Annotated in this window: 16 protein-coding genes; 10 read left to right on the top strand and 6 right to left on the bottom strand. The window is 65.0% G+C overall.

Annotated features, from left to right (window positions below; translation table 11 throughout):
• Positions 1 to 18 precede the first annotated feature (18 nt).
• The 3 genes from LPB072_RS00960 to LPB072_RS00950 form a co-directional block, all read right to left on the bottom strand.
• A complete protein-coding gene (locus LPB072_RS00960; RefSeq protein WP_066094938.1) occupies positions 19 to 1,281 on the bottom strand; it encodes an acyl-CoA dehydrogenase family protein in 1,263 nt (420 codons plus the stop codon).
• A 30-nt stretch (positions 1,282 to 1,311) separates the two neighbouring features.
• Positions 1,312 to 2,127, bottom strand: coding sequence for an alpha/beta fold hydrolase (locus LPB072_RS00955; RefSeq protein ID WP_066095405.1), 816 nt, complete (start codon positions 2,125 to 2,127; stop codon positions 1,312 to 1,314).
• Positions 2,128 to 2,482: 355 nt separating this feature from the next.
• Positions 2,483 to 3,532, bottom strand: coding sequence for a M29 family metallopeptidase (locus LPB072_RS00950; RefSeq protein ID WP_066094933.1), 1,050 nt, complete (start codon positions 3,530 to 3,532; stop codon positions 2,483 to 2,485).
• A 191-nt stretch (positions 3,533 to 3,723) separates the two neighbouring features.
• On the opposite strand from LPB072_RS00950, the gene LPB072_RS00945 reads away from it, so the two are divergent.
• Together LPB072_RS00945 and LPB072_RS22905 are read left to right on the top strand one after the other, a co-directional pair.
• Complete coding sequence (locus LPB072_RS00945) at positions 3,724 to 4,245, top strand: flavin reductase family protein (protein WP_066094930.1); 522 nt, start codon at positions 3,724 to 3,726, stop codon at positions 4,243 to 4,245.
• The gene (locus LPB072_RS22905; RefSeq protein WP_231943377.1) at positions 4,242 to 4,865 is read left to right on the top strand and encodes a MarR family winged helix-turn-helix transcriptional regulator; all 624 of its coding nucleotides are present in this window, start codon (positions 4,242 to 4,244) and stop codon (positions 4,863 to 4,865) included. Before LPB072_RS00945 ends, LPB072_RS22905 begins: the two co-directional genes overlap by 4 nt.
• Before the next feature lie 10 nt (positions 4,866 to 4,875).
• Here the strand turns inward: LPB072_RS22905 and LPB072_RS00935 are convergent, their stop codons facing one another.
• From LPB072_RS00935 to LPB072_RS00925, 3 genes are all read right to left on the bottom strand, one after another.
• On the bottom strand, positions 4,876 to 5,664 hold the full coding sequence (locus LPB072_RS00935; protein WP_066094925.1) for an SDR family NAD(P)-dependent oxidoreductase: 789 nt from the start codon (positions 5,662 to 5,664) through the stop codon (positions 4,876 to 4,878).
• Positions 5,665 to 5,856: 192 nt separating this feature from the next.
• The gene (locus LPB072_RS00930; RefSeq protein WP_157559211.1) at positions 5,857 to 7,668 is read right to left on the bottom strand and encodes a YadA family autotransporter adhesin; all 1,812 of its coding nucleotides are present in this window, start codon (positions 7,666 to 7,668) and stop codon (positions 5,857 to 5,859) included.
• Positions 7,669 to 8,042: 374 nt separating this feature from the next.
• A complete protein-coding gene (locus tag LPB072_RS00925; RefSeq protein ID WP_066094919.1) occupies positions 8,043 to 10,241 on the bottom strand; it encodes an acetoacetate--CoA ligase in 2,199 nt (732 codons plus the stop codon).
• Between the two features lie 133 nt (positions 10,242 to 10,374).
• On the opposite strand from LPB072_RS00925, the gene LPB072_RS00920 reads away from it, so the two are divergent.
• From LPB072_RS00920 to fahA, 8 genes are all read left to right on the top strand, one after another.
• Positions 10,375 to 11,094, top strand: coding sequence for a TetR/AcrR family transcriptional regulator (locus tag LPB072_RS00920; protein WP_066094915.1), 720 nt, complete (start codon positions 10,375 to 10,377; stop codon positions 11,092 to 11,094).
• Between the two features lie 20 nt (positions 11,095 to 11,114).
• Positions 11,115 to 12,179: a C4-dicarboxylate TRAP transporter substrate-binding protein gene (locus LPB072_RS00915; RefSeq protein WP_066094912.1), complete on the top strand. Its 1,065-nt coding sequence runs from the start codon at positions 11,115 to 11,117 to the stop codon at positions 12,177 to 12,179.
• Position 12,180: 1 nt separating this feature from the next.
• A complete protein-coding gene (locus LPB072_RS00910; RefSeq protein WP_197508888.1) occupies positions 12,181 to 12,774 on the top strand; it encodes a TRAP transporter small permease subunit in 594 nt (197 codons plus the stop codon).
• A complete protein-coding gene (locus tag LPB072_RS00905) occupies positions 12,771 to 14,093 on the top strand; it encodes a TRAP transporter large permease (protein ID WP_066092688.1) in 1,323 nt (440 codons plus the stop codon). Before LPB072_RS00910 ends, LPB072_RS00905 begins: the two co-directional genes overlap by 4 nt.
• A complete protein-coding gene (locus tag LPB072_RS00900) occupies positions 14,090 to 15,142 on the top strand; it encodes an SMP-30/gluconolactonase/LRE family protein (RefSeq protein ID WP_066091448.1) in 1,053 nt (350 codons plus the stop codon). Before LPB072_RS00905 ends, LPB072_RS00900 begins: the two co-directional genes overlap by 4 nt.
• A 46-nt stretch (positions 15,143 to 15,188) precedes the next feature.
• Positions 15,189 to 15,779, top strand: coding sequence for a carboxymuconolactone decarboxylase family protein (locus LPB072_RS00895; RefSeq protein WP_066091446.1), 591 nt, complete (start codon positions 15,189 to 15,191; stop codon positions 15,777 to 15,779).
• Positions 15,780 to 15,798: 19 nt separating this feature from the next.
• A complete protein-coding gene (locus tag LPB072_RS00890) occupies positions 15,799 to 16,596 on the top strand; it encodes a cyclase family protein (protein ID WP_066091444.1) in 798 nt (265 codons plus the stop codon).
• Between the two features lie 626 nt (positions 16,597 to 17,222).
• Complete coding sequence (gene fahA, locus LPB072_RS00885; RefSeq protein WP_066091429.1) at positions 17,223 to 18,548, top strand: fumarylacetoacetase; 1,326 nt, start codon at positions 17,223 to 17,225, stop codon at positions 18,546 to 18,548.
• Positions 18,549 to 18,576 lie beyond the last annotated feature (28 nt).

The following is an 18,576-nucleotide window of genomic DNA, read 5'->3' as shown; positions in this document are numbered from 1 at the left end:
AGCGGGCAACCCGTTGAATCAATCGTCTTTTTCACCCGACTCATACAGCGTCTCGCGCCCCATGCGGTCGAGAATCAGTTCGGCTGTCCAGGGCAGCATCAAGGCACCGCAGCGGCTGTCGCGATACAGCCGCTCCAGCGGCAGGTGTTTCATCATGCTTTGCCCGCCACAGGTGCGGATCGCCAGACGCGCGATGTCGTTGGCGCCCTCCATCACGCTGTAGTGCGCCGCATAGAGGCGCATCTTTTCATCTTTGCTGGGGTTGGGCTTGGCGTCCTGGATGGCGCGCGCGAAGATGCTGCGCATGTTTTCCAGCTGGATGCGCATCTGCGCCACAGCGATCTGTTTGGTCGGGTACATGCGGCGTTTCACCGGTGGCTCACCGGGCACCTCACCACGCAGGTATTGCACCGTGAAATCGTAGGCGGCGTTGGCGATGCCCAGGTAGGTGGGCGAAAGCGTGAAAAACATGGCGGGCCAGGTTTGGGCGCCCTTGAAGTAGATGCCACGCGGCATGAGCTGTTCGGCATCGCTCACGAACACGTCCTTAAAAGCGAGGTTGCGGCTCACCGTGCCGCGCATGCCCAGGGGATCCCACTCGCCACTGATCGCAAAACCTTCGGCGGTGGCGGGCACGCTGATGTAGAGCGTGTCACGGGCGTCGGGGTGTTCATCGCCCTTGTCTTCGGTGCACAAGACGCCGTAGAAGTCGGCAGCACCCGAAAGACTGGCAAAAATCTTTCGGCCGTTGATCAGCCAGCCACCATCCACCTTTTTCGCTGTGGTGCCGAACGGAGCCTTGCCAGCGGCAGCGGCACTGCCTTCGCTGAAGGGCTGGGCGTAAACAGCGCCATCGTTCACGATGCGCTGGAAGTGCAGCTCGCGCCGCGCTGCGTGTTCGCTGCGCTCGGTTTCGCTCATGGGAATGCCGTCGGCCAGAACACCGGTCCACATGGTGGAGCAGATGTGCATGTTCCAGGTGAGTGCTGTGGCTCCGCAAAAGCGGCCCACTTCCGCCGCAACCATCATGTAAGTGGCGTAGTCGGCGCCCAGGCCGCCGTGGCTGACAGGCACGCAGAGTTTCAGGAATCCGGCCTCGCGCAGGTCGTCGTAATTGGCAAACGGGAAGCTGGCCTCGCGGTCCCACTGCGCTGCGCGAGCGGCGAATTTGTCGCGTCCGAGCGCATGGGCTTTGGCGAGCAATTCGGCTTGCAATGGCGTCAGGGGCATGTCGCCCACAGCAGGGCTGAAGTCCAATCCGGTGGTGGGGTTGATGGGCATGGATCTGTCTCCTCTATGGGGTGTTGTGAATCAATGTGCGCCGGGCAAAGGTTCGGGCAAGGGCTCGGCAAGAAAGTCGAGAAGCAAGGCGTCGAAGCGGTCGGGCGCCTCCAGGTTCATCAGGTGGCCTGCGCCCAGCAGCTCGACGAAACGGGCGCGGGGCATGGCTTCGGCCATGTGCCTCATCACCGATGGCGAGGCGTTGCGATCAAACTCGCCGGCAATCAACAATGTGGGCACGCGGATATCGGCCAGTGCTTGCTGGCGATCAAATGTGACCAGGGCTTGCAGCGCCCGCCGGTAGGTTGACGGTGGCACATTGGCCATGCAGAACTCTGCCAGGCGCAACCCTTCGGGCAGGGCGCCGGGACCGACCATTTGCGGAATCAGCTTTTGCGCCATCTGTTCCATGGTCTGGCCCGCGTCGAGGGGCGCGGTGCGCTGGCTCACGAACTGGTCGGCCCAGCCTGCGTCCAGACGGCCATCGGTGCGTTTGCCAAAAGCCGCAGAAGTGCCACACAACACCAGTCGGTTGATGCGATCAGGCCGCCTCGCCATCAGCTCTTGCGCCACCATGCCGCCCATACTGTGGCCCACCAGCGTCACGCTGTCGCATTGCAGGGCATCAATCAGATCGAGCGCCCTTTGCGCCAGACCCTTGAAGGTGTAAGGCTCGATCGGCGCGCTGCGGCCATAGCCCGGCATGTCCCACGACACCGCCCGGTAACCTGCGCTGGCCAGCGTTTCAACTTGCGGCGCGAAGGCGGTGTGTCCGCCACCAATGCCGTGCAGCATGAGCACTGTGGGGCCACTGCCCAGCGTGGTGAATGCAGGCAAGGTGTTCATAAGGCCCCCACGCTTCCCGCTGCGCGTGGTGCGCTGCCCCCCGAGGGGGCCGGCCTTGCTTGGGGCGGCCCGGCGCGGCGGCATTTCAACCGGACCCCCACGCTTCCCGCTGCGCGTGGTGCGCTGCCCCCCGAGGGGGCCGGCCTTGCTTGGGGCGGCCCGGCGCGGCGGCATTTCAATCGGACCCCCACGCTTCCCGCTGTGCGTGGTGCGCTGCCCCCCGAGGAGGCAGGCCTTGCTTGGGGCGGCCCGGCGCGGCGGCATTTCAATCGGACCCCCACGCTTCCCGCTGCGCGTGGTGCGCTGCCCCCCGAGGAGGCAGGCCTTGCTTGGGGCGGCCCGGCGCGGCGGCCGGTCATGCAACCACCTCGCCGGCGTTGACCACGGTGTGGCCATCGAGCTCGACGGTGCAGCCGCGCATGGGCCAATCAAAATGCCCACGCGTGTGGCGTCCGGCCACCTCGTTGGCGCCGGTGCTGTAAAGAAAGTTGCCGGCAAAAGCGCGCAACTCGGTGCCGTTGAAATCGCGCTTGTCGTAGAGCGCCATGCTGTCCCAGCGGGCAGCGTGATTGAGGCCATAGCCCACATGGCTGACGGCGTAGCTCTCTTTGTCACCCCAGGCTGAAAAGTAGGAACGCAGCAACTCGGCATCCACTCCCGCCCCTTCGATGCGCGTCACAAAGTCGTCCTCAATGATCAACGTGATCGGGCGCTCGATATAGCGCTTGAAGGTGAGGTTCACATCGCCCTCGGCCAACACCAACTGGCCGTTGACGCTGCCTGCCGCCGGGAAAGCCAATACAAGCCCGCCCGGCCAGTGGGTCAGGGTACCTGGCCGGGCCGTGCTGCCCCAGTTGCCCCCAACCACCGCGCCTTGCAGCGAAATGGACAGATCGGTTCCCGCGCTTGACGTGACCCGCATGGCTTTCGCGGCCCGCATGCGTTTCACATGCTCTTTCACACGCGCCTCGGTCGCGTCATCGGGCAGCAGACGGGCCAGCGCCTCGGGGTGTTCGTTGCTCACATACACAATGCGCGGCTGCGTCGTGCCATTGCCTTTGAGAATCGCGGGCAACTCGGGCGCATGCATCAGACCCTCCACTGTGCAGTCGATCACCAGCGTGCTCGAGGCCAGCGCGGCGATCACCGGCGCCATCTGCGCCACGGCTTCGCTGGCGCCAGTGGAGCGCGTCACAGGTTCGCTGGTGGCAAACGCGGAAGGCAGCGTGAGCGTGAAAGACTGCGCACCCAGTCGCGCAGCCGACAGGCGGGCCAGCTCAAACAGTATCGGCCTGCTCTGTGTTTCGCAGAGAATGGCCACAGTGTCTCCCGGTTGCAGCGCACAGCGGCGCAACACGGTGTCGAATGCGTCGATCCAGGCAGGCTCGATCCGCTCTTGCAACATAACGATTTCCTTATCCCCGCGCCGCCGTTGGTTTCACCGTCAAGGAGCAAAATCTGTGGCTTCGTCATGCCGGCGCCGCGGCATCTTCGACAAAGACTGGCATGCGGGTACGATGGTTTAAACAACCCCGCTGCACTTGTGGTGAGCGGGAACGATTCCATTATTCATGAATTTTCATATAAATTCCACACATGTCCCCAGCCCGATCCGCCGGCCACCAGGCCAAGCCCCCCGATTTCTCAGCGAGTGAGTTCCGCGCGTCGCTGGGCATGTTTGCCACCGGCGTCACCATCGTCACCGCGCGCACCGCCACAGGCGATCTGGTGGGGCTCACAGCGAACTCGTTCAATTCGGTTTCGCTGGCGCCTCCGCTGGTGCTGTGGAGCCTGTCTCAAGGCGCTGGCACCATGGGCGCTTTTTCCAATGGCCTGCGCTACGCAATCAACGTGCTTGCGGCCGATCAGCAGCAACTGGCCGAACAGTTTGCCGCGCGCGGCGGCGACCGCTGGGCCGGCGTGCGCTTCGTGGAGGGCATGAGCGGCACCCCCTTGCTCGAAGGCGCCGTCGCCACCTTCGAATGCTTCAACCGCAGCCAGTACGCCGAAGGTGACCATGTGATCTTCGTGGGCGAAGTGGAACGCTGCAGCCACCGCCACGAGGCCTCACCTTTGCTGTACCACGGCGGCAAGTTTTTCGCCGAGCACCCCTTGTGACCAACCCGGTGACAGGCCTGGGTTCAAAAGCTGAGGTTCGCAAGAACAGACCGGCCACAGCCAAAGGTCAGCCCCCTCGGGGGGCAACGACCCGCGCATCAGCGGAGCGTGGGGGCTCACCGACCGCAGCGAAGGGCCGCCCCGAGCAAGGTCAGCCCCCTCGGGGGGCAGCGACCCGCGCAGCGGCGGAGCGTGGGGGCTCAAACTTCGTTGACGACTACCTCGGCTACCTCTTGGGGCAGGCCAACCATGCTCTTTTCAAGGACTTTGATGAGGCTGTTCGTGCGGCTGGCCTGGGCTCGCTGGAATGGCGCGTGCTGGCCGCCTTGAATGAACAGGAACCGGTCGCGATCGGTCAGCTGGCTCTCGAGGTTCTGAGCAAACAACCCACCGTGACCAAACTGGTACAACGGTTGGCTGCCAGCGGATGGGTGGGCTTGGCCGATGATCCGGATGACCAGCGTCGCACCCTGGTTCAAATCACCGCTGCGGGGAAGCGGAAGGTGGGCCCCCTGATTGCGCAAGCCCGTGCACATGAAGCCCGCGCACTGCATGGCCTGAGCGCCGCTGAAGTGCTGCGCCTCAAGACCCAGCTTCGCCGCTTGACGCAACCGCGCTGAAATGCGGCGCTCAGGTCGACGCAACGGGCAGCGGCGTCGCCCGCCCGAGGTGCATGCCGCTGTCCAGCATCAACAACTCGCCCGTCGTGGTTCGTGCGCCGTCGACCAGCCAGACGATGGCCTGGGCCACGTCTTCGGCGCTGCAGGCGGTTTGCAGGGGCATGGCTTTTTCGTATTGCGCCTGAATCTGCTCGGCGTTTTCACGGCCCACGCCATCGACGAACCAGCGCGTGGTGATGAGCCCCGGGCAAACGGCATTGACGCGAATCTCCGGCGCCAGGGTGCGCGCCAGATGCAGGGTGAGCGAGTTGATAGCGCCCTTGGATGCGATGTAGGCCACCGATGAACCGATGCCCAATGCCCCGGCCACAGACGACACGTTGACGATGCTGCCTTTGGCCGCCTTCAGTTGCGGCAGGCAGGCGCGCACCATCTGGAAGGCGCCGATCACATTGACGCCGTAGATGCGCTCAAAGGTGGCAGCGTCCAGCGCGTCCCAGTTGGCCACGCCGGCAAAGGAGGTGATGCCGGCGTTGTTGACCAGCGCATCGATCCGGCCCCAGCGGTCGATGGCTGCCTGGGCCAGCCGGCGGCAGTCGGCGTCGTTGGCCACATCGCCTTGCACCAGCAGCGTGTCGGCGCCAGCCGCATTGCAGGCGGCTGCCGACGCCTTGGCTTCTTCTTCGCTTTTGGAAAAATTGATCAGCAGGTTGTAGCCGCGGCCAGCGAGGTCGAGTGCGGTGGCCGCACCAACCCCGGTGGCCGAACCCGTGACGATGGCGACTTTTCGATCTGACATAACGCCCTTTCTTCTGGCTTGTGCAACTGCAACGGCAACCGACCCAAATGGCATGCCAGCGCTTGGCCAAGTTGGCGCGCCTTGCCCACACACGGGTTCCGGCGATTCGTCCAGCGTCGGCCAATGGCGATCCATCACCTCAGATCACAACAACGACACCCCGCAAAAGAGCACCGTCGTTTGCGCACCGGTTCAGAACTCGAAACCGGCGCCCACCTTGATCAGGCTCTTGCTGCCGGAGCCAACGCCAACGCCGCCGCTGAACACCATGCTCTCCAGGCGGTGCGCGAAGGTCATGCCCAGGGCCGTTTCGCCACCGTATGACCCCACGCCCACATTCACCGTGGACTTGCCAGCGGCGGAGGGCAACAAGGGCGTCAACGCTGCCGCTTGTGCAATCCCGGCAAACGCCTGCTTGCGCAACGTAGCAACTTCCTTGGTGGTGAACTGGTTGGCGCTGTTGAGCGTTTCCGATGCGCGTTGATCGGTATAACTTTGGGCGGCGGAAAGGGTGCGGACATCGCCTGCATCGGCATGGGCGTTGGCCTTGCGCAGCGTGCGGGCATCGCCTGCATCGGCATGGGCATTGGCAGAGCTCAGTGTGGCTGCGTCACCTGCATCGGCATGGGCATTGGCGGTACCCACCACGGCCGCGTCGCCTGCATCGGCGTGGGCGTTGGCCGAGCTCAAGGTGGCGGTATCACCTGCATTGGCATGGGCATTGGCCGAACTCAGCGTGGCGGTATCGCCAGCGGTGGCGGCGGCATTGGCCGAACTCAGCGTGGCCGCGTCACCTGCGTTGGCGTGGGTATTGGCCGAGCTCAATGTGGCCGCGTCGCCTTGCTGCACCTGTTGCACGTTGGTCACGTCTGTGGCACCCGTGCCGGCGGCCACGTTGGTGATCGTGCGCTCTGATCCAACGCTTCCGAACGACACCGAGTTGGCCGCTGATGTGGTGGACCCGTTGCCAATGGCCACCGAATTGGTATGGGAGGCCGATGCGTTGTTGCCCACCGCCACACCAAAGTTGCCCGTGGCGCTGGCGTTGTCGCCCAGCGCCGTGCTGTTGGTGCCCAGCGCCTGCGAGCCCACACCCAGTGCCACCGAAGAGTTCGCCACGGCGCCTGCGCCGATGGCGATGGAGTTCGACTGCACCGCCTGCGCCCCGCGACCCATCGCGATGCCATCAGACGACTGCGCCGTGGCACCGTTGCCGATGGCAATAGCGCTGTTGCCCTGGGCCTGGGCATTCGAGCCCACATTGACGGTGTCGCTGGCCATCACATTCTGGCCAGCCTGGAAGCCAACCGAGGTGTTGCGATTCCCCGTGACGTTTTGTCCTGCACTGGTGCCGCTGGCGGTGTTGTCATTGCCCTCAACATCGCCTCCAGCAAAGGAGCCACTGGCGCTGTTGCGATAACCCATGACCCCTTGCCCTGCGTTGCTGCCACTGGCGCTGTTGACGGATCCCGAAACGAACTGCCCAGCGCTGTAACCATTGGCGGTGTTGCCGTCGCCGGTGACGAATCGACCCGCGAAGGAGCCACTGGCACTGTTGCTGTTGCCGTTGGTGTATTGCCCCGCGAAGGAGCCACTGGCACTGTTGCTGTTGCCGTAGGTGTATTGCCCCGCGTTGGTGCCGCTGACGCTGTTGCTGTCGCCGTTGGTGTATTGCCCCGCGTTGGTGCCGCTGGCACTGTTGCTGTTGCCGTTGGTGTATTGCCCCGCGTTGGTGCCGCTGGCGCTGTTGCTGTCGCCGTTGATGTATCGCCCCGCGTTGTGACCAAAGCCGGAATTGTCGTTGCCTGTCGAGAACTCGCCCGCGCCCGTACCTGAGTACGAACTTTGAGCCATCGCACTGGTGGCATATGAAACCATCACGCCAGCCGTCAACGCCACCAGGCCGGCGCGCATCAATTGGGTGCGCAAAATCGAGCCGATGGGTTCGCCTGGCGCCTGTGCACGCAGGGTGGCGGTGGACATAAATGCGGAGTTGGTGGTCATGGTCTCTTTTTTTGCGAGGGCGGCAGATGAGTGAAATTCCCACTCCATGCCGCGGTGTGAAGGACGGTAAAAGTGGCTTGAAATGACCGAAAACAACAGTGACAGTCAGTGAAAAGCAATCATAACAACTCGACACCAATACGATTTTTTGTTACACAACTCCAAAAAACAGGACGCCGGCAAAGACAGGCAACAGGGCAAGAGGTGGCTGGTTTCGACCCATGTGTGGGGAACAGCCTGCGCACCCGGACCAGAAAACAGGGTCTTAAGCGGGCGTCGTCACGCCGTGGCCAAATGAACGCGATTCATCTGGCCACGGACACGGCGTGCTCAACCGGATTGCAAAGCCTTGTCCGTCTGCACGCGGCTGGCACTCAGGCCTTCTGGCCAGGTTCCCGACTGGCAGCGAAGGCCACAAACCAATCCAGGCACCCCGGGTTGGCCATGGCCTCTTTGTTGATGACCTTTTCAACCGGCTGGCCGAGCAGCAGCTTCTTGATGGGCAGCTCCTGTTTCTTGCCCGAGAGCGTGCGCGGAATCTCGGCAACCTGAAAAACCGCGTTGGGAAGAAAGCGCGGAGACAGCGCCGTGCGGATCGCGCCGTTGATCTTCGCCGTCATGGCGTCATTCAGCGTGTGGCCTTCGCGCAGCACCACGAACAGCGGCATGTAACTTTCGCGGCCCAGGTATTCGAGATCGACCACCATCGAATCCAGCACCTCGGGCAGCGCTTCGACCGCGCTGTAGAGCTCGCTGGTGCCCATGCGCAGGCCGTGGCGGTTGATGGTGGCGTCGGAGCGGCCATAGATCACACACGAACCATCGGGGTAGATGCGCAGCCAGTCACCATGGCGCCAGACGGCGCCCGCACTCTTGTCGAGATCACCGCCACCGGGTTTGCGGCCATGGCCTTCGGGGTACGTGTCGAAGTAACTGCCGAGCAAGCGCTGGTTGTCGGTGTCGCCCACGAAATACAGCGGCATGGAGGGAATGGGCTGCGCACAGACCAGTTCGCCCACGGCGTCGATCACGGGCTGGCCCTGTTCGTCCCACGATTCGACGGCGCTGCCGATCATGCGGCACTGCATGCGACCCGGGATCTGGGGCAGCTCGCGGTTGGCGCCGATGAAGGCGCCGGCGAAGTCGGTGCCGCCGGAGATGTTGCACCACCAGATGTCGCCCCCACGCTCCCCCGCTTCGTGCGGTCCGCTGCCCTCCGAGAGGGCTGATTCACCTTGGGGCGGCCCGGCGCTGAATCGGTCTTTCCCCGACTGAGCATGCAGTTTGCGAAACTGATCGGTGCCCCAGTTCTGCGCATCTTCCGACAACGGTGACCCCGTGGTGCCGAGCGCCCGCACACGCGACAGGTCACCGCACAGCGACAGGTCCACCCCGGCCTTCAGGCAGTTGGCAAAGAACGCGGCACCGGCGCCAAAGAAGGTGACGCCTTGCTCGGCAGCGAAGCGCCAGAGTGTGGTCCAGTCGGGTTTGTCTTTGCTGCCGCCTGGGTTGCCATCGTAGATGACGCAGGTGGTGCCGTTGAGCAGGCCACTGGTCTGTGCATTCCACATCACCCAGCCGGTCGAGCTGTACCAGTGGAAGCGCTCGCCCCAGTTGTTCGGGTCGTAGCTGCAACCGACATCGTTGTGCAACACCTTCATGGCCAGGCCGACGACGACCGTGCCGCCATGGCCATGCACGATGGGTTTGGGCATGCCGGTGGTGCCGCTGGAATAGACGATCCACAGCGGGTGGTCAAAGGGCAGCCACATGGGTTCGAAAGCGGTCACGGCGGCATCGTCGCGCATGGTGACCGCAGCGAAGTCGGCGCATGGCGCGGCACTGGCCAGCGCGTCTTGCCGGGCGGCTTCGCCCTTGGCCAGGTTGGTGTGCAGGATCACATGCGTCACGCTGGGCAAGGCTGCGCGCATCTCGGCAACCACGTCCAGCCGGTCAAAGTCGCGCCCGCCGTAGCTCACGCCATCACAGGCGATCAACACCTTGGGTTCGATCTGTTTGAAGCGGTCGAGCACGGCGTTGGTGCCCATGTCGGGGGCGCACACGCTCCACACGCCGCCGATGCTGATCGTGGCGAGGAACGCGACCATGGTCTCGGGAATGTTGGGCAAGTAAACCGCGACACGGTCGCCCGGCTTCACGCCCTGAGCCTGCAGATGCAAAGCCAGCGAGGCCACCTGGCGCCGCAAATCGGGCCAGCTCAGTTCGACCCGCTGGCCCTTTTCGTTGCTGCCGATCACGGCGGGGAAGCCCGCGGCATGGGCCGCATCGACATGGCGAAACACCTGCTGCGCGTAGTTCACCTGAGCGCCCGGAAACCAGTTGGCGCAGGGCATGACGTTCTTTTCCAGCACCGCTGTGTGCGGTGTGGGCGACTGGAGATCAAAGTAGTCCCAGATGCTTTGCCAGAAGGCTTCTGTCTCTGTGGTGGTCCAGCGCCAGAGTTCGTCGTAGGAGCCGAACGTCAGGCTTCGGTGTTCGGTCAGCCAGTCCTGGTAGCGGCGGATCTGGGGGATGCAGGGCGGACGTTTGGTGTCGGGCGTGGGGTGTTGCATGGTGGTCCGAGCGTGTCTCAAGCCAAAGCGAATAGCAAGTCGGCAGAAGCGCCATGGTGACAGCGAAGGCCGTTCAGAAAGACAGGGTTTGTACGGGTGTACAACATATTTGTACGAGCGTTCAATCGCCCCCATGGCCAAACCCGCTGCACCCACCTCCAAGCCGCGCCGCGCACCGGCGGTGGCCGTTCGGACCGATCGGCGCGCGGACATCTTGCTGGCCGCGGAAAAGCTGTTTGCACAAAACGGCTATGACGCGGTTTCGATCCGCCAGATTGCAACCGAGGCCCAGGTCCCGCTGGCGCTGGTGGGGTACTACTTCGGCCAGAAGCACGAGCTCTTTCATGCCATCTTCGAGCACTGGGGGCACACCATTGCAGAGCGCCTGGCGCTGCTCTCGCAAGCCCGCGCCTCACCGCGCGACGGGCAAACGCTGGAGCGCATGGTCGGCGCGTTCATCGACCCGGTGATGCGCATGCGCGCCAGCCCCGAGGGCGAGTACTACGCCCTGTTGGTGGCCCGGGAACTGTCTTACCGCACGACCGATGCCAGCCGTGTTCTGGCCGACTATTTCGACCCCATGGCACATGCCTTCATCGATGCCCTGCAGGAAGCCTGCCCGGGCAGCGAACGCGAAGATGCCGCCTGGGCCTACCAGTTCGCACTGGGCGCGCTGATCCATCACATGAGCGACGAGCGCGTGCACCGCCTCTCGCTGGGCGAGGCCGTGCCCTTCGATCCGGCCGCCACCCCTCGCCTGGTGAAGTTCGTCACGGCCGGCATCGCCGCGGTGCTGGGCCAGCCCGCAGCCCCGGCACGCTCCCGCTCCCGTTCCCGCCCTTTCGCCATCTAAAACCACCCTAGGAGACAAGCATGAATTTTCCCGCGTTCAAACACACCCTGCTGGCCGCATCGCTGGCGCTCGGCGCTGGTGGCCTGCATGCACAGCAGGTCATCAAGCTCACCGCCGCCGCCGGCCATCCACCGGTATTTTTGTGGGTCAAGACGCTGGACGACACCTTCATCCCTGCCGTGAACAAGAAGCTGGCGGTGACGGGCAAATACAAGATCGACTGGACAACGGCCTATGGCGGAACGCTGATCAAGGTGGGTGCCGAATCCAAGGGCGTTGCCGATGGCATTGCGGATGTGGGCATGGTCAGCACCTTGTTCGAGGCCTCCAAGTTCCCGCTGCAAAACGTGTCGTACTTCGCGCCCTTTGGCACCGACAATATCGATCTGGTCAGCCAGAACATGGCCAGCATCCAGAAGTCCATTCCCGCCATGAACGAAGCCTGGACCAAAAACGGTCTGGTGTTCCTCGGCGGCACCTCTCTGGACTCGTACCACGTCTGGTCCAAGTTTCCGATCACCAAATACGAAGACCTCGCCGGCAAAAAGATCAGCGCGCCGGGCCCCGCGGCCAACTGGATCCGGGGCACCGGCGCAGTGGGTGTCGCCGGTTCGCTCAATACCTATTACGAAGACCTGAAATCCGGGGTGTCCGATGGCGTGGTGGTGTTTGCCACCGGCGCCGCAGCGGCCAAGCTGCATGAAGTCGCACCGTACCTGACCAAGGTGAACTTCGGCTCCATGTTCGCCGGCGGCCTGGCCTTCAACAAGCGCCGCTTCGACAAGTTGCCCGCCGAGGTTCGCACCGCCATCACCGAAGCGGGTGACGAATACGCTGCGCAATACGCCAAGGCACAGAGCGCGCTGGTGGATTCGCGCATGCAGGCCATGGTCGCGGGCGGCGCCAAGGTAAGCGAACTCAACGACGCCGAACGCAAGCGCTGGGCCGACGCCCTCTCTCCAGTGGCCAAAGTCTGGGCAGCCGAGGCGCAAAGCAAGGGCTTGCCAGCCGGCGACGTGCTCAAGGCCTACATGGCGGGCCTGGCCAATGCAGGTGTCAAAGTCCCACGCGACTGGAGCAAATAAATTGACCCCCTCCGAACAACGGCAGGGTGCAGCCACACCCGCCGCAGGGGCGGCTGCGTCCGACTCCTACGGCGGGCCACTGCCCTTTGGCCTGCACCACCTGGTCAGCGGCATGAACGCGCTGGGCACGATCTGGATTCTGGCGCTGATGGTGCTGATCAACCTGGACGTGTTCGGGCGCAACCTGCTGGACGCGCCGGTACGCGGCGTGACCGAGCTGGTCTCGCTCTCCATCGTCGGCATCGTCTTTCTGCAGCTCGGCGACACGCTGCGCACCGGGCGCTTCACCCGCGCCGACATCCTGCTCGACCGGCTCAAGCGCACCCGGCCTGCGCTCGCCGATGCCCTGCACGCGCTCTACCACCTGGTGGGCATGGTGCTCATGCTCATCATCCTGAGCGCGAGCTGGGAACCGCTGATGGACTCGATCCGCATCCGCGAATACGTGGGCGCCATCGGTGACTTCCAGGCCCCCGTCTGGCCGATACGGCTGATCATGCTGCTGGGCCTGTCGGTCACGGCCCTGTGTTTCCTGCTGCTGGCCTGGACAGACCTGCGCCGCATGCGCTCGCGTGGAAAGGCGGTGACACCGTGAGCAACGTCACCATTGCCCTGGGCTCCCTGGCCCTCATGCTGATCTTCATCTACGGTGGCCTTCACGTGGCCATCACCCTGGGCCTGCTCAGTTTCATCGGCGTGTGGCTGATGCGCGGCGACCCCGAAATCGCCGCCAGCCTGCTCGCCCAGGCGGCCAGCGACTCCATTGCCAGCCACATCTTCGGTGTCGTTCCCCTGTTTGTACTGACCGGGTTTCTGGTGGCCTATGCCGACATCGGCAAGGATGCGTTCGAGGTCGCCAACCAGGCGTTCCGGCGCATCCGCGGCGGCCTGGGGGTGGCCACGGTCGCCGCCAACGCCATCTTCGCGGCCATCACCGGCATCTCCATCGCATCGGCCGCCGTGTTCTCCCGCGTGGCCGTGCCGCAGATGCTGCGCTTTGGCTACCAGCCGCGCTTCGCCGTCGGCGTGGTGGCGGGCTCTTCGGTGCTGGGCATGCTGATCCCGCCCAGTCTGCTGATGATCCTTTACGGCTTTCTGTCGGACCAGTCGGTGGGCGACCTGTTCACGGCCGGCATCCTGCCCGGGCTGATCCTGGCGGTGGCGTTTGCGGTGGTCATCATCGGCATGGCCTATTTGCGGCCGACCATGGTGTTTCTCGACGGCAAGCCACAAGATGTGGACACCGGCGAGCTGATGCCGCTGAGCGAGATGGCGGCCAAGTTCGTGCCCATCGTGGTGCTGATCGCGTCCATCCTCGGCGGCATCTACGCCGGCTTCTTCACCGCCACCGAGGCCGGCGCGGTGGGGGCCCTGGTGGCGCTGTTGATTGCGGTGCTCAAACGCAAGCTCACGCTGCGCAGCTTCTGGGGCGTGTTGACCGAGACCGGCCATGTCACGGTGTCGGTGAGCTTTCTCATCATCTGCGCCAACATCTACACCCGCATGCTGGCCATGAGCGGCACACCGCAGGCGATGCTGGAGTGGATGTCGATGGCGGGTCTGGGCGTGGTGGCGTTCATGCTGATCTATGTGCTCATCATCATCTTGCTGGGCACCGTGATCGACTCCACCTCGATCCTGCTGATCGTGCTGCCGCTGATGCTGCCGATGGCGCAGCAGTTCGACCTGAACCTGATCTGGTTCGGGGTGATCACCGTGGTGGCCGTGGAGATCGGGCTGCTCACGCCGCCCTTTGGGCTCAGTGCCTACGTGATCAAGAGCACGCTGGGCAATACGCTGGATATCCGGCTGGGCGACATCTTCCGCGGCACCGCGCCGTTCACGCTGACCATGCTGGCGGTGCTGCTGCTGCTGATGGCCTTTCCCCAGATCAGCCTGGTGCTGCTGAAATGAGCGCGCCCGCAGCCAACCCACTGGACGGTTTTGTGGTGGACCGCGCCGCGATCCGCACCGTGGGCACCGACCTGCAACGCCCGGAATGCATCCTCGCCGAGCGCGACGGCACGCTGTGGGCCGCCGACGCGCGAGGCGGCGTGACCCGCATCGCCGCCGATGGTGCGCAAAGCTTCATCGGCCAGACCGCCGACGCGCGTTTTGCCAGCGCTGCCAGCGACAGCAGCGAGGCGTTCGAAAACAAGTTCACCCAGGGCACCCTGCCCAACGGCCTGGCGTTCGCCGCCAACGGCGACATCCTGATCTCCAACTTCGGTACCGACCGCCTGGAAGTCATGTCGCGCGATGGCCAGACGCGTGTGCTCTTCGACCAGATCAATGGGCAGCCCATCGGCAAAGTCAACTTCGTCTTGCGTGACAGCCGCGACCGCATCTGGCTTACCGTTTCCACCCGCGTCAATCCCTGGACGCAAGCGGCTTCCAGCCGGGTGCGCGACGGCTACATCGCGGTGCTGGACCAACACGGCCTGCGCGTGGTGGCCGACGGATTCCACTTCACCAACGAAGTGCGGCTTGACGCGCGCGAAGAGTGGCTCTACATCGTGGAGACCACCGGCCCGCACATCTCGCGCATGCGGCTGGTGGAATCGGCCCAAGGCGTTTCGCTCACGGATCGCGAGGTCTACGGCCCCGCCGATCTGGGCGGTCCACCCGACGGCATCGCCTTCGATGCCCACGGCAACCTCTGGTGCACCCTGGTGATGGTGGACCGGCTGATCGCCATCACGCCACAAGGCGAGGTTCGCCTGCTGCTCGACGACGGTGACCCTGCGGCGAGCGAGATCCTCACCCGAAAGATGAAAGACGGTACGGCCACCGCCGACGACATGGCACAAGCCCACGGCACGGTCGCGCCCTGGATGGCCAGCATCACCTTCGGCGGACCCGACCTGCGCACCGTCTACCTGGGCAGCCTGCTGGGCACCCGCATCCCGTCTTTCCGCTCACCCGTGGCCGGCCTGCCCATGGTGCACTGGCACCCGGCCTGAACCACCACACCCCGACACCGCCACCAATCCCGACCGGAGAACACCCATGTCACGCATCCCAGGCGTCGCACCCGACGACAGCCCCGAATTTCGCCGACTCGAAGCCCTGTGCATCGAGACCCTGGGCTTCATGCCCAACAGCGTGCTGGCCATGCTGCGCGTGCCCGGCCTGGCCCAGGCGCTGGGCGCCTTGAATGGCTCTCTGATGGGCGTCGGCCAGGTGGACAAAGGCTTCAAACGCCTGATCGCCCACATGGCTTCGCGCGCGGCCGGTTGCCAGTACTGCATGGCCCACACCGCCGCCGGCTCCCAGATGCACGGCGTGAGTCCCGACAAGCTCGACGCCCTGTGGAGTTTTGAAACCAGCCCGCTGTTCAGCCCCGCCGAACGCGTGGCGCTGGAGCTGGCGCTCGCGGCGGGTCAACAGCCCAACGCCGTGGACGATGCCTTGTTCGAGCGCGTGCGCGCACACTGGAGCGAAGAACAGATTCTGGAAATCACCGGCGTGGTGTCGCTGTTCGGTTTTCTCAACCGCTGGAACGACACCCTGGCCACTCCACTGGAAAGCCATCCCGTGGAAGTGGCCCAGCGCCACCTTGCGCCGCACGGCTGGTCCGCCGGCAAACACCTTTCCTGATCCCCACCAAGGAGCCCCCATGACACGCAAATTTGTCGATCTCTCGATCTTTCTGGAAAACGACGTGGTCAGCGATCCGCCCGCGTTCGCACCCAAGATCCAGTACTTCACCCACGAACACACTTTCGAGCAGATCGAACCCTTCTTCCCCGGCCTGAAGAAAGAAGACCTGCCCGACGGCGAAGGCTGGGCCGTGGAGCTGGTGCAGCTTTCCACCCACAACGGCACCCACCTCGACGCGCCCTACCATTTCCACTCCACCATGGACAAGGCGCTGGGCGAGAAGAAGCCGGCCATCGCCATCCATGACGTACCGCTGGAGTGGTGCTTCCAACCGGGCGTGAAACTCGATTTCCGCGACAAGGCCGACGGCTATGTGATCACTGCCGCCGATGTGGAGGCCGAACTCGCCCGCATCGGGCACACCCTGAAGCCGCTGGAGATCGTGGTGGTCAACACCCGCGCAGGCTCACGCTATGGCCACAACGACTACGTGTCGTCAGGCGCCGGCATGGGCTACGAAGCCACCATGTATTTGCTGGAGCGCGGCGTGCGCCTGACCGGCACCGACGCCTGGAGCTGGGACGCCCCTTTTGTGCACACCGCGCAGAAATACAGCGAAACGAAAGATGCTTCGCTGATCTGGGAAGGCCACAAGGCCGGGCGCGACATCGGTTACTGCCACATCGAAAAAATGCACAACCTGGAGGCCCTGCCCGCCGACGGTTTTTTCATCAGCTGCTTTCCGCACAAGATCCGCGGCGCCTCCGCCGGCTGGACCCGCGCCGTGGCCATCTTCGACGACGCCCTGGTGTGAACATGGCCCCCACGCTCCGCCGCTGCGCGGGTCGCTGCCCCCCGGGGGGGCTGGGCCTGCCTTGGGGCGGCCCGGCGCCTGGCCCGCTGGCCCTTCCCCCCAAGCGCCCCGCGCCTCACAGCGCAGACCGGGGCTCCGCCGCTGTACGGGTCGCTGCCCCCCGGGGGGCTGGGCCTGCCTTGGGGCGGCCCGGCGCCTGGCCCGCTGGCCCTTCCCCCCAAGCGCCCCGCGCCTGACAGCGCAGACCGAGGCTCCGCCGCTGTACGGGTCGCTGCCCCCCGGGGGGGCTGGGCCTGCCTTGGGGCGGCCCGGCGCCTGGCCCGCTGGCCCTTCCCCCCAAGCGCCCCGCGCCTCACAGCGCAGACCGAGGCTCCGCCGCTGTACGGGTCGCTGCCCCCCGGGGGGGCTGGGCCTGCCTTGGAGCGGCCCGGCGCCTGGCCCGCTGGCCCTTCCCCCCAAGCGCCCCGCGCCTGACAGCGCAGACCGGGGCTCCGCTGCTGCACGGGTCGCTGCCCCCCGGGGGGCTGGGCCTGCCTTGGGGCGGCCCGGCGCCTGGCCCAATCCTCCTCCAAGCAGGCACGTTGCAGCCTCCTCCATCTTTGATCGACTCTAGGAACCTGGCACACATGGAACTCAACCCCACCCACGACCCAAGCGCGCGCAGCTGGCTGGCTTCGGCCAACAACCCGCAAGCCGACTTTCCGATCCAGAACCTGCCGTTTGCGGTCTTTCGCCGCCGCGCGAGCCAAGAAGCTTTTCGCGGTGGCATCGCCATCGGTGACCAGGTCATCGACCTTGCCGCCCTGCACCAAGCCGGGGTGTTGACCGGCCTGGCCGCGCAAGGCCTTGCCGCCTGTACAGGCGACTCGCTCAACCCGTTCATGGCCATGCGCCCGGCGATCTGGAGCGCCTTGCGGCGCGCGGTGTTCGATGGTCTCCTGGCCGATGCCAACGGCCCCGAAGCGGCAACCCTGCGCGCCTCCCTGGTGCCTTTGGCGAAGGTGGAATACCAGGTGCCGGCCCGGATCGGCGACTACACCGACTTCTACACCTCCATCCACCACGCCCGCAACGTGGGCCGCGTGATCCGCCCGGAAGACCCGCTCACCCCCAACTTCCAGTGGATCCCCATCGCCTACCACGGCCGAGCCTCCAGCGTGGTCATCAGCGACACGCCCTTCCACCGGCCCATGGGCCAGGCCATGCCTCCGGGCGCCCGGGCGCCGGTGTACGGCGCCAGCCAGCGCATGGACTACGAACTGGAAATGGGTATCTACATCGGCGCCGGCAACACCCAGGGCCAAGCCATTCCCCTGACCGAGGCCGAGTCGCATATCTTTGGCATGTGCCTGCTCAACGACTGGTCTGCGCGCGACCACCAATTCTGGGAAATGGCGCCGCTCGGCCCCTTCCTGGGCAAGAACTTCTGCACCACGGTCTCCCCGTGGATCGTGACCATGGAAGCGCTGGTGCCATTTAGGGTGCCGTTCTCGCACCCGGCAGACGAACCCCAGCCCCTGCCCTACCTGGACACACCCGCCAACAGCGCACAGGGCGGCGTGGACGTGCAGCTCGAAGTCCGGCTCGAAACGGCGCAGCACCGTGCGCGCGGCGTGGCCCCCGACCGGCTGTCGGCCACCAGCTTTCGCCACCAGTACTGGACCATTGCGCAAATGGTGACCCAGCACACCGTGGGCGGCTGCAACCTGCAGACCGGCGACCTGCTGGGCACCGGCACGATTTCAGGGCCCACCGCCGAGGAAGCGGGGGCGATCGTGGAACTGAGCCTGGGCGGCAGCCGGTCCATCTCCCTGCCCGGCACGGGCGAGCAACGCACCTTTCTGGAAGACGGCGATGCCGTCATCCTGCGCGGCTGGTGCGAAAAGCCGGGCGCCGTGCGCATCGGTTTTGGCGAATGCAAGGGCGAGCTCCTGCCCGCCGTCGGCGATTGAAACGGGGTTGGCCATGCCATTGCGACCG

This window comes from Hydrogenophaga crassostreae, assembly GCF_001761385.1.
Lineage (GTDB): Bacteria > Pseudomonadota > Gammaproteobacteria > Burkholderiales > Burkholderiaceae_C > Hydrogenophaga > Hydrogenophaga crassostreae.
This window is presented reverse-complemented; position numbering and strand designations above follow the sequence as displayed.

Excerpts from the sequence above, each read along its gene's own strand:
- LPB072_RS00960 (WP_066094938.1), bottom strand. The coding sequence starts at position 1,281 with ATGCCCATCAACCCCACCACCGGATTGGACTTCAGCCCTGCTGTGGGC.
- LPB072_RS00955 (WP_066095405.1), bottom strand. The coding sequence starts at position 2,127 with ATGAACACCTTGCCTGCATTCACCACGCTGGGCAGTGGCCCCACAGTG.
- LPB072_RS00950 (WP_066094933.1), bottom strand. The coding sequence starts at position 3,532 with ATGTTGCAAGAGCGGATCGAGCCTGCCTGGATCGACGCATTCGACACC.
- LPB072_RS00945 (WP_066094930.1), top strand. The coding sequence starts at position 3,724 with ATGTCCCCAGCCCGATCCGCCGGCCACCAGGCCAAGCCCCCCGATTTC.
- LPB072_RS00935 (WP_066094925.1), bottom strand. The coding sequence starts at position 5,664 with ATGTCAGATCGAAAAGTCGCCATCGTCACGGGTTCGGCCACCGGGGTT.
- LPB072_RS00930 (WP_157559211.1), bottom strand. The coding sequence starts at position 7,668 with ATGACCACCAACTCCGCATTTATGTCCACCGCCACCCTGCGTGCACAG.
- LPB072_RS00925 (WP_066094919.1), bottom strand. The coding sequence starts at position 10,241 with ATGCAACACCCCACGCCCGACACCAAACGTCCGCCCTGCATCCCCCAG.
- LPB072_RS00920 (WP_066094915.1), top strand. The coding sequence starts at position 10,375 with ATGGCCAAACCCGCTGCACCCACCTCCAAGCCGCGCCGCGCACCGGCG.
- LPB072_RS00915 (WP_066094912.1), top strand. The coding sequence starts at position 11,115 with ATGAATTTTCCCGCGTTCAAACACACCCTGCTGGCCGCATCGCTGGCG.
- LPB072_RS00900 (WP_066091448.1), top strand. The coding sequence starts at position 14,090 with ATGAGCGCGCCCGCAGCCAACCCACTGGACGGTTTTGTGGTGGACCGC.
- LPB072_RS00895 (WP_066091446.1), top strand. The coding sequence starts at position 15,189 with ATGTCACGCATCCCAGGCGTCGCACCCGACGACAGCCCCGAATTTCGC.
- LPB072_RS00890 (WP_066091444.1), top strand. The coding sequence starts at position 15,799 with ATGACACGCAAATTTGTCGATCTCTCGATCTTTCTGGAAAACGACGTG.
- fahA (WP_066091429.1), top strand. The coding sequence starts at position 17,223 with ATGGAACTCAACCCCACCCACGACCCAAGCGCGCGCAGCTGGCTGGCT.